The following is a 10532-nucleotide window of genomic DNA, read 5'->3' as shown; positions in this document are numbered from 1 at the left end:
AACGGTCAAGATCCAGTGGCACGGGACACCTGCCATCCCCACGGGCGCGGGGAGCAGAACAGTGGCCCATGCTGTCCTGTCGTAAATGATCTGGGTCCAAGTCAGGGCTGTGGCCAGGGGCGACCAGATCGGCTGAGACGCACGATGACTTGAAATCTCAACTGCTCTGGTCCGGCGCCTGCAGGTCCTGCCCCCAGTCTCATTCGATCTGGCCCGCCTGGCGATCGGGCGAACGGTTCAGCGAACACGAGGTGCGGGCCAGCCGTGAACCGGGTGATCTACTGCGCCCAGTCCCAGGCGGTGGCGCGAGGCTGGGAGCCGATCTCGGACATGAACGAGTCGGTGCCGTCCGGCGGAACTGGGTTCTGCTTGGAGGCTAGCGGTGGTTTGTTGACGGCGGATCGGGGCGGTAGTACGTCGGAAGTGAGAGTTCCAACTCGCCTTCGTGGAGCCTCAGATGACGAAGCGGCTGCCATGCCCGCCCGCGCCCGGTCCGATGGAAGCCTACGCCGCCCGCTTCGATGATCTCTTCGAGACCCTGGCGCAGCGGCGTGGGTTTCGCGAGTATCTGGCCGGGCTGCTGCTTCCACGGGACCGGAACAAGACGCTGACCTGCCTCGTCGGCACCGAGCCGGTGGTCGGTACCCAGCATGCGGCGGTGCAGCGGCTGCAGTTCTTCCTCTCGGAGTTGACCTGGGACAACCACCAGGTCAACGGCCGCCGCCTGGAGCTGCTGCTGGCCGATCCGGCCACCGCCCCACACGGGAGCGGGGTGCTGGTGATCGATGATTCCGGGGACCGCAAGTCAGGGACGGCGACCGCGCACGTGGGCAAGCAGTACCTGGGCTCGGTCGGGAAGATCGACCGGGGTGTCGTCACCGTGACCACCTGCTGGGCGGACCAGCGCGTCTACTACCCCGTGCACGCCCGCCCCTACACCCCGGCCCACCACTTCCCGCAGGGGAAGAAGGACCCGGGCTTCCAGTCCAAACTGCAGATCGCGGTGGCCCTGGCCGCCCAGGCCAAGGCCGCCGGGCTCGTCTTCCGGGCGGTGGCCGCCGACTGCGCCTACGGCGACCACGACAGCTTCCGTGCCGGCCTGCACGCAGCCGGCCTGGCGTTCGTGATGGCCCTCAAACCCCGGCACGGCACCTGGTCCTACGGCACCGACGCCTACACCCCCGTCGACGCCGCTCACGCTCTGACCTGGACCGACGCCGACCACCCCGGGGACTGGACACGCATCGAGCGCACCTTCCGCGACGGGCACACCGCCACCAGGTGGGCCTCTGAAGCCCGGCTCGGCTGGTGGGGCCCGGACGGGAACGTCCGCCTGGTCGTGGCCACCACCGACCCGGCCACCCTGCCGGCGAAGGCGACCTGGTATCTGGCCACCGATCTGCCCCGACCCGGCTCCCTGCGCGTCGCCGACTCGCCCTACCTGCCCGCCGACCTCGCCGAGATCGTGCGGATCTACGGGCTGCGGCACTGGGTCGAGCAGAGCTACAAACAGGTCAAGGACGAACTCGGCTGGGCCGACTTCCAGGTCCGCTCCGACACCGCCATCCGCCGCCACCAGACCCTGGTCAACTGCGCATTCAGCTTCTGCTGGAACACCTGGTTCGCCCCACCGCCACCGGCGTCGGTCGACCCGACACCTGAACCCGACACGCCGTCAAGAGCGGCAGAGAGGGGCGGGACAGAACATCATCCGCCCCAACTGCCCTGCCGGCCCCGCGCGATCCGGGCCGTCCGTGGCTGGCTGGTGCCCTGGAACATGCTGCAACGCTGCTGGCGAGCCTGGACAGCCCAGCCTCCACCCAGCGAACTCCAGGCCCTGATCGGCGCCGTCGCTACCGGCAGACCCCTTGACCTCTACCGCCCCGATCCGCCGTCAACAAACCACCGCTAGGCGCCAAGTGACGCCGTACGTACGCCACTTCGGCTACTTGCCGGAGTCTCGAAGAGCCTTCGTCTGACACGGATCGCGCACTCTGGCGCGCGCCCGGCTGGTCGGGAAAATACTGGCCTGCGTCGGCGCGGGTCGGGGGAGGGCGTGTGGTACTACCGTCTTGGAAAGACCTGAAACCGGGGAGCCCACGTATCCGTCGCGACGCAGAGCCGGCCGACCCCGAACCGGAGGTTCCGGCGCCTGACGAGTCGGTGTGGCGGAGATCGTACGCCCATCGCGATGAGATACCGGACACCTCGGTCACCCGTCAGATCTGCGCGTCGGTGCACGACCGGCCCCACCGTCTGAAGCAGATGAAGGTTCTGCTGGGCCGCATGGAGGACCAGGCGCGCGGGAGGCGGAGACAGCGGCGCATACCGCAGCTCAGCCCATACGCGGGGGAGTACCTTGCGCGGCTGGCTCTGCGCGAGGTGCTGTTCGCGGATAAGCGGCCGGTACCCTCGTTCGGCTTCCAGCTCGCGCCCGTGCTCAGCCATTGCGTCGCCGCGCGCAGGCAGTGGCGCCTGCGCGCGGCTCTGCTGGTCGAAGTGGTCGGCCTGACCACGCTCCGGTATCCGTGGGGTGCCGGGATCCTCGTCGCCGCGGCACTCCTGCACATGTCGCTCCGGGGCGGCAGGGTCGGACGCATCCTGCGGTGGGGGACGACGTCGCTCGTCTCCTTCATCCTGCTCGGCCTCGCCGCCTTCGCCGTCTACCGCCTCGCGGGTACCTACGCTCCGGTGCTCCGTGAGGCCCTGCGGCGGGGTACGCGGGAGGCCGTACTGCTGGCTCTGGCCGTCACTGCTGTGTACGTCCTGGACCGGTGGGTGGCCTGGGCCTATGTGCTCGCGGTGCGGCCGGGACGCCGGACGATCGGCGACCGGCCCCATGCCGCTCCGGTCTCGGCGAGGAAGATCGCCGTCATCAAGGTGACCGAGACCTGGCAGTCCGTCGCCTACACGAACTACGGCAGCGAGTACCGGTTCGTCGGTGCGGGCATCCCCTGGGACAAGACGTCGTCGCGCATCCGGCTCAAGGCGGCCGGCGGAGACGACGAGGACGACGGCAAGAACCAGGACCACGAAGAACTCGAAGGCCTCCGGGAGTTCGAGGCCGACGAGCTGATGGACGACGTACGCGACGAACTGGAGCGCCTGCGGGACGTCCTCGTGGAAACGCACTCGCTACCCAACTGCGATGTCTCCGAGATGCTCGGCGTGCCCGAGACGGAGTGGAAGAACCTGCCCGTCGGGCTGCAAAAGGTCTGGCCGGAGGCCGACGACATGGTCCGCGGCGCGAGGGGCGCACCGTCCAGCACGGCCACCCGGCGCTATCTCACCGCTCAGGTGATCAGCTGGGACGGGCAGATCGTGGTCACGATCTTCGCGCACGCGGCACTCGAAGGGCGCATGCTGCACTTCGTCACCCGACCGCACTACCTGACCCCGCTCCGCAAGGACACGGCGGTCGCGGCGCGCGGGGGCTGGGCCCTGGCCGGCGATCTGCTGCTGGTCCCGCTGCACGCCGTCGGGGACACGGTCGACCTGGCGATCCGGGCGTACGGGACGGTGCGGCGGAGCCTGCCGCTGGATCGCACGGGCCGTGGGACGGTCGTCCCGCAATCGCAGCACCGGCGGCAGCGGCCTCGGCCTGGCGATCGTCCTGAAGCTCGCCGAGGCCCACGGCGGCACGGTGGACGTGGCGAGCACGGAGGGGGAAGGGGGCCACCTTCACCCTGCGGCTGCCGACAGCCGCGTCACGGAAGCCGGAGGGCCCCGGTCGACCCTGATGGGATGACGACAGCGCTCTGACAGGTTCCTCACAAGTGGCCGTCAGGGTGAAGCCATGCCCGGAACCTGGTGCGGATCGGCAACCAGGAACGACCAAACCGGGCTGGAACTGGAGCCCTCACATGTCCCGCCGTCTCACCCTGCGCCCGCTGCGTATCGCTGTCCTGACCGGCGTCGCGGCCGGCGCGCTGCTCGTCCCGGCCACCGCGGCCTTCGCCACCGATCCGACTCCGACACCGGGCGCGACCGACCCGACCTCGGCCGACAAGGAGGCCCAGGCTTTGGCTGACAGACAGACGGCCAACCGGGCCTCGCGCCCGGGGCTGATGTCGCGCCGCTGGTGGACAGGAGCGCTCGCGCTCGCCCTGTCGTTGGGGTTCGCTTTCATGAACGCGAACTCCGCGTCTGCCGCGACCTATTACAGATATGTGAACCTCCTGCGTAACTGGGAAACCGGGCGCTGTCTGGACAGCAACGCCGCAGGCCAGGTTTACACAAACCCCTGTCAGCAGGGCAACGACTACCAGACCTGGACTGTGGCCTACAAAGCCCAAACGGACCACGACATCGTCCAGATCATCAACAAGGCGACCCAACGGTGCCTGTACTGGAACGACAATCCGTCCCTGGTGCTCGCCACCGTCCCCTGTGAGGGAGTCTCATGGACGCAGGAGGCCCCCGCGAGCCAGCTCTGGCGGGCAGACGGATCGAGCTGGGACAATGTCATGCTCACGAATGTCCGCGCGTCGAAGTGCCTGGACAGCAATTATGGCGGTAGCGCCTACATACAGGACTGCAACGGTGGCGGATACCAGCATTGGAAACTGGGCTTCTGAACCAGACCTCGCTAGGGCGAACCTGACCGAGTCAGGCCGGGGCAGGCCAAGGCCCCGACCAGCGAGCCGTCGCGCCTGCCAGACGGAGCCGTGCGCCCCACGGTGAAGCCGGCGGCGCTGATGCGGCACGGGCGCACCGAGCCGCAGCGACGTCTCCTCGAAACGCGGGGGAGGCCAGCTAGGCTCGGGGCTCCTGGAGTGGACGGGGCCGGACGTGAAGATCCTTCTCAGCGTCAACCGCTGCCCCGCTGATCCCCGACGCCGAACTACTGCCAGAGAGGCCGTTTAGCGTCCGACTGCGGCGTGCTTAGTCCGTCTTGTTCAGGTTTTGGGCTTCCCGGACTGCTAGGGTCCGTCTTCAAAGATCACCGGATGGTGGATCATGGTGGGGTGATACGTCGCCATGAACTCAGCGATCAGGAGTGGGAGTTACTCGCTCCACTCATTCCGCGGGCCGCGACGGGCCGGCCGCGTGTGGAGGATCGGCGGGTCGTCAACGGGATGGTCTACAAGATCCGGACCGGGATCTCCTGGCGTGACCTGCCGGATCGCTACGGCTCATGGCAGACGGTCTACACCCGCTTCCGCCGCTATGCGCTGGACGGAGTGTTCACCCGGGCCCTCCGGCAGATCCAGGCCCACGCGGACGCGGCCGGTGACGTCGACTGGCTCGTCCAGATCGACTCCACCATCGTCCGGGCCCACCAGCACGCCGCCGCCACCGGCCGAAAAGGGGGACCCACCGGCCGGACGAACCAGACGATCACGCCCTCGGCCGATCCCGAGGAGGCCTGACCACCAAAATTCATCTCGCCTGCGACGGCAAGGGTCGCCCGCTCGCGATCCTGCTGACGCCCGGCCAACGCCACGACAGCATCTGCGCGCGTCCCCTCCTGGAACGGATCCGGGTCCCGCGGACCGGACGTGGACGTCCCCGCTCCAGACCCGACCAGGTCATCGCCGACAAGGCCTACAGTTCCCGAGGATTCCGCGCCTACCTGCGCAAACGCGGCATCGCCTGCACCATCCCGGAGAAAGCCGACCAGCAGCGACACCGGCACAACCGCGGCAGTCGCGGCGGCCGGCCACCGGCATTCGACCGTCGAATCTATCGCCGCCGCAACCTAGTTGAGCGCTGCTTCAACCGCATCAAGGGCTTTCGCGGCATCGCCACCAGGTACGACAAGACCGCCACCTCCTACGAGGCAGCGGTCAGTCTCGCGTCATTCCTGCTCTGGGCAAGATCAGTTTGAAGACGGGCCCTACTACAAGCACAAGCGCACACCGACCACGCCCCGGCAGTTACGGCGGGACTGGCTGACCGGGCTGATCCGGGAGGTCCACGTCGCCTCCCACGGCACCTGCGGCTACCGCCGCGTCCACGCCGAGCTCACCCTGGGAATGGGCATCCAGGTGTGCTCCAGGACCGTGTCGGTGCTGATGACGCAGGCCGGGATCCACGGCCTGCCCGGGCCAATACGCATCAAGCGGCTGCGTGGCGTCGTCACCGCCGACGACCTGGTCAACCGGATGTTCCATCGGCTGCGCCCCCACGAGCTGTGGGTCACCGACATCACGCAACACCACACCAGAGAAGGGTGGGTCTATTGCGCGGCAGTCCTCGATGCGTTCAGCCGCAGGATCGTGGGCTGGTCCATCGACTCCAGGCAGGACTCCACCCTCGTGGTCAACGCGCTGGACATGGCCATCCGCAACCGCCGCCCCAAGCCGGGCGGGATCGTTCACGCAGATCACGGCACCCAGTTCACCTCCTGGGTCTTCGGGGAAAGGATCCGCTCCGCCGGCCTCCTGCCGTCGTTCGGCACCGTCGGGGACGGCCTGGACAACGCGATGATGGAGTCGTTCTGGTCCTCGATGCAGATCGAGCTGCTCAACCGTCGGCGGTGGAAGACCCGGGTCGGACTGGCCAACGCTATCTTCGAGTTCATCGAGATCTTCTACAACCGCCAGCGACGACACTCAGCACTGGGCTACCGCACCCCCATCGAGTACGAACTACTCTCCGAGAACGACATCACCCCGGCTGCTGGTTAGTCACCGAGCCTGGAGCCCAAATGGTGGGGCAGGTCACGTGAGGGTGCTCGCCTATCAGCTGTCCGGCGGCGGAGCGGACACCCGGAACATGCACTACCGCCTGGTCACCGACCTCCTCGATCCGGAACGCTTCCCCGCGGCCGAACTCGCGGCCCTGTATGCCCGGCGGTGGGAGATCGAGTCGGTCTTCGACGAGATCAAAACCCATCAGCGCGGCCCCCGCGTCGTCCTGGCCAGCAAGACCCCCGACGGCGTGCGCCAGCAGATCTGGGCCCACCTGCTGGTCCACCACGCTCTGAGGTCCCTGATGTCCAGAACCGCTGCCGTCCACGGCATCGCCCCGGACCGGCTTTCGTTCACCGACACCCTGCGCGCAGCCCGCCGCAGCGTCACCGCCGCACCCGGCATCTTTTCCCCCTGAGCACCGGATCACGGCCCTGATCCGGCTCCGCGACGACCTGTTGACCACACTCCTGCCGCCGCGCCGGCTCCGCAGCCAGCTCCGTGTCGTCAAGCGCAAGATGTCCAACTACCTGCTCAAACGGGCCGAGCACCGTGCCTGGCCCCAGCCCACCAGAACACACGACGACGCCGTCACAATCCGCCCACCGAGACAAACAGCCCAGTAAAGCAACGGCATTGGCACTAGGCCGTGTATCGGAAGTGAATCCGCTCATGAGTCCGTGCGAGTACTCCGCAGGTGCGCCGGCACGGCCCACCACTGGTCCGGGCGGTCCACGACCGGGGCGTCGGGGCCGCTCTCGCCGTACCGGGCGAGGCGCAGAAGGTAGGCCGCGATGCCTGCCGCGCCCTGCATCCAGGTCGTCTGGGGCGGCAGCAACGGCGGGTCCTCGCGGTGTTCCAGAAAGCGCCAACGGGCGCCCGCATCATCCCTGATGACCCGGTCGACCAGCGCATCGCCCATCCGGTGCGCGGCCCGCAGCAGGGTCTGCCTCCGCTGCGGCGCCCGGCAGTCCTGGGCGGCGTCCAGCAGGACGTCTCCGACGCCTGCCGTTCCGCAGCAGCGGCCGTCGTTGTCCCAGAAGCCGGGACGGAGGCGTTGCGGCAGGCCCGAGGTGAGGATCGAGGTCATACAGCGGTGCCGCAGTTCGTCGACGTCATGGCCCGCCACCTCGGCGACCCCTGCGTGCGCCAGTGCGGTGAACAGGTGCGAGGTGCCCGCCGGGCCGTGGCACCACGTGTACGTCACCGCTTCCACCTCCCGTTTCGACGGCGGGATCGTGTGCGGGACGACGAAACCGGCGTCCTCCAAGGACCCCACCGAGAGGACGTGCCGGGCGCCTTCCACCGCGGCCTCGATGAAGTCCTGACGGTCCAGGGCGGTGCCCGCGACCGCCAGTGCGGCCGCGATGCCGGCGGTTCCGTGCGAGTAGTTCGGTGCCCTCGACGGCCTCCCCGGCGTCATGCCCCAGTCGAGGCCCGCTTCCGTACGGTCCGCCGCCCGCAGCAGCGCCTCGCCTCCCGTCGTCGCGATCACCTCGACGAACTCGCTCTTCGCCCAGACCGCCGTCATCACGACGCCCGCGGTCCCCATGATGACGTCGGTGAGGGGCGCGTTGGAGCCCGGTTCGAAATCGAGGGTGGTCTTCCATCCGTCGCCGGTAGCCAGGGCGGCCAGCCGCCGCAGTGCCACCGCTTCCTCGCCCGGGGCGAGCAGTCTGAGCGCCGTCGCGTCCCCTGCGAGGCCGTCGTACAGCGAGGGTTCCGTTCGCTGCCCGGCCTGTGCCGACAGCCTGGTTACGATGCCGGTCGCCAGTGCCGCTTCTCGCGCGCTCAGCTCCCGGTACTGCGCGATCTCGGCCAGCACCGGGGCCAAGCCGGCGATCCCCGCGTACAGCGAATCGCGGTCCTGTGGCGGCGACACGGTTTCCGGACCGCCCTCCACCACCGCCTGCACGAGCCATGGTCCCTCGGCCTCGCGCACGTGGTCCAGAACCCACGACCAGGCGGCCTCGCCCACGTCCCGATATACGTCGCTCCTCATCCGGTCACGCTACAACCCCTCGGATGAGCAGGCCCGTTCGGCGGGGTGTCGCCGGTCTGTCGGTTCCGGCGGTCCTGGGTACCGGCTTCCGCGGCTGCCTTCAGGTTACGCAGCCCTTCGGGACGTCACGCGCCGTTTGTCGTCCAGGTGGGGCCAGGTGGCCAATATCGAGGGGCCGCTACAGACGTCACAGCCACCTCGGACGGGAGCGCCCGGGCCTACGGATGCACACCCTTCTCCATTACAGCCTCAGCGGCGAATTCTCCGGCGGCCATTGATCTTCAGGTTCTCCCCGGGCCATCTGCCGGGGGAAATGAGGAAAGGGCCACGCTTCTGAGACAGGAACGTGGCCACCGGCGTGAGACACCGCGTCAATGCAGACTGAAGGGTTGATCCTCGTGGCGAGGACTTTGTGCTGGTCAAGCACGGACTGGAGCGGTGACGGCCTCCAGGCAGTCGCGGCGGATCGCCTCGCCGTGGCTGACGCGTACCGACCGTTCGGCGGCGCGCTCCTGGAACCGGCCGCTGACGATCGAGCCGCGGACGTTACTCGTGCCGGCAGGGCGAAACGGACACGCCTGCGGCCCTCAGCTCGCTGTCGCGTACACGATGAGGTTGTCGACAGGGTGCCCCTGCGCGTCGAAGTCGCCGTCGCACGTGATGAGCCGTAGAGCACGTTCCTGGGTCGGCCCGTAGACCTTCTCCGTCGGGAAGGCGTTCTTGGCGACGCTCTCCGTGGCCGTGACGGTGAAGTGGAGGGCTTTTCCCGTCTTGTCGGTGACGGTGATGTCCGCACCCTCCTTGATCTTCTTCAGGTCGTGGAAGACGGCCTTGCCGAAGCGGGTGTCGTTGTGGCCGATGATGACGGCCGCGCCGATCTGACCGGGCACCGCACCGCCCGTGTACCAGCCCGCGGTCATCCCCTCCTGGGCCGGCGGGACCTGGACCGTCCGGTCCGTGTTGAGGCCCAACTCCATCAGCGAACTGGTGATCCCCACGGAGGGAACGGCCACCTCGGCAGGGGCCGCCGGAGCGTCGGCCGCAGGCCGCTCGGACTTCGGAGCGCCCGACGCGGCGGCGGGGGCGGTGGGGGTGACCCGGACCGTCGGGTCGGGGCCGGACGAACAGCCGGTGAGCAGGGTGACGAGGGTCAACAGGGTGAGGGTCGCGAGGCGGGCCCGGGACAGGGCCGGAGGGTGTGCAGGGGGCAACTCGGGCTCCAGAACAGGGTGTGAGGGTTCGCCGGAACGCACAGGGCGCCGCCGGGTGAAGGGCGGCGCCACCGTTTCGTACGAGAGGTCGTGCTGCCGGGTCAGCCTTCGCGGCGGGCGGTGGTGCGGCGGCGCAGTACGTAGGTGCCGGCGCCCGCGAGCAGCAGCGCGCCGGTGGCCGAACCGATGAGCGTGCCGGTGTTGTCGTCCTGGGCGGGGGCCTCGCCCGCGGCGACACCGCCACGCGGGTAGCCCTTGCCTCCGGTCTTCTGGGCTTCGGCGGCCTTCTTGGCCTCGGCCTCCTTGCTCGTCCTGGCGCCCTCGGCCTTCTTCTTCGCCAGGGCCTCCTTGTCGGCCGAGGTCGGGTCGGTCGCGCCCGGTGTCGGAGTCGGATCGGTGGCGAAGGCCGCGGTGGCCGGGACGAGCAGCGCGCCGGCCGCGACGCCGGTCAGGACAGCGATACGCAGCGGGCGCAGGGTGAGACGGCGGGACATGTGAGGGCTCCAGTTCCAGCCCGGCTTGGTCGTTCCTGGTTGCCGATCCGCACCAGGTTCCGGGCATGGCTTCACCCTGACGGCCACTTGTGAGGAACCTGTCAGAGCGCTGTCGTCATCCCATCAGGGTCGACCGGGGCCCTCCGGCTTCCGTGACTCGGCTGTCGGCAGCCGCAGGGTGAAGGTGGCC

At 68.8% G+C, this 10532-nt stretch carries 8 protein-coding genes and 2 pseudogenes; 6 read left to right on the top strand and 4 right to left on the bottom strand.

What is annotated here, in order from left to right; all coding sequences use genetic code 11:
* The first annotated feature begins 457 nt into the window (after positions 1 to 457).
* Positions 458 to 1912, top strand: coding sequence for an IS701 family transposase (locus OC490_RS47835; protein ID WP_262064343.1), 1455 nt, complete (start codon positions 458 to 460; stop codon positions 1910 to 1912).
* 152 nt (positions 1913 to 2064) lie between these two features.
* On the opposite strand, the gene OC490_RS49715 is transcribed toward OC490_RS47835, so the two are convergent.
* Positions 2065 to 3132, bottom strand: a complete 1068-nt coding sequence (locus tag OC490_RS49715) for a hypothetical protein (protein ID WP_262064342.1) — start codon at positions 3130 to 3132, stop codon at positions 2065 to 2067.
* 433 nt (positions 3133 to 3565) lie between these two features.
* On the opposite strand from OC490_RS49715, the pseudogene OC490_RS47825 reads away from it, so the two are divergent.
* The 5 genes and pseudogenes from OC490_RS47825 to OC490_RS47805 all read left to right on the top strand — a co-directional run.
* A pseudogene (locus OC490_RS47825) lies at positions 3566 to 3740 on the top strand (ATP-binding protein); the annotation flags it as partial.
* A gap of 123 nt (positions 3741 to 3863) precedes the next feature.
* Entirely contained in the window at positions 3864 to 4577 is a 714-nt protein-coding gene (locus OC490_RS47820; RefSeq protein ID WP_262064341.1) for an RICIN domain-containing protein, read from the top strand.
* Between the two features lie 372 nt (positions 4578 to 4949).
* Positions 4950 to 5821 (top strand): annotated as a pseudogene (locus tag OC490_RS47815) (IS5 family transposase); the annotation flags it as partial.
* A gap of 157 nt (positions 5822 to 5978) precedes the next feature.
* Positions 5979 to 6632 (top strand): IS3 family transposase, encoded by a 654-nt coding sequence (locus tag OC490_RS47810; protein ID WP_410099275.1) that lies wholly within the window; start codon positions 5979 to 5981, stop codon positions 6630 to 6632.
* Between the two features lie 37 nt (positions 6633 to 6669).
* Entirely contained in the window at positions 6670 to 7053 is a 384-nt protein-coding gene (locus tag OC490_RS47805; RefSeq protein ID WP_410099274.1) for a transposase, read from the top strand.
* Positions 7054 to 7305: 252 nt separating this feature from the next.
* On the opposite strand, the gene OC490_RS47800 is transcribed toward OC490_RS47805, so the two are convergent.
* The 3 genes from OC490_RS47800 to OC490_RS47790 form a co-directional block, all read right to left on the bottom strand.
* Positions 7306 to 8637 carry a lanthionine synthetase LanC family protein gene (locus tag OC490_RS47800; protein ID WP_262064340.1) on the bottom strand — a complete coding sequence of 444 codons (1332 nt, stop codon included), beginning with the start codon at positions 8635 to 8637 and terminating at the stop codon, positions 7306 to 7308.
* Positions 8638 to 9224: 587 nt separating this feature from the next.
* Positions 9225 to 9848, bottom strand: a complete 624-nt coding sequence (locus OC490_RS47795; RefSeq protein WP_262064339.1) for a class F sortase — start codon at positions 9846 to 9848, stop codon at positions 9225 to 9227.
* Positions 9849 to 9949: 101 nt separating this feature from the next.
* Positions 9950 to 10342: a hypothetical protein gene (locus tag OC490_RS47790; protein ID WP_262064338.1), complete on the bottom strand. Its 393-nt coding sequence runs from the start codon at positions 10340 to 10342 to the stop codon at positions 9950 to 9952.
* Positions 10343 to 10532: the final 190 nt, after the last annotated feature.

Source organism: Streptomyces sp. STR69 (assembly GCF_024519455.1).
Classification (GTDB): Bacteria; Actinomycetota; Actinomycetes; order Streptomycetales; family Streptomycetaceae; genus Streptomyces.
The sequence above is the reverse complement of the archived record's forward strand: the minus strand, read 5'-3'. Positions and strand labels throughout refer to the sequence as shown.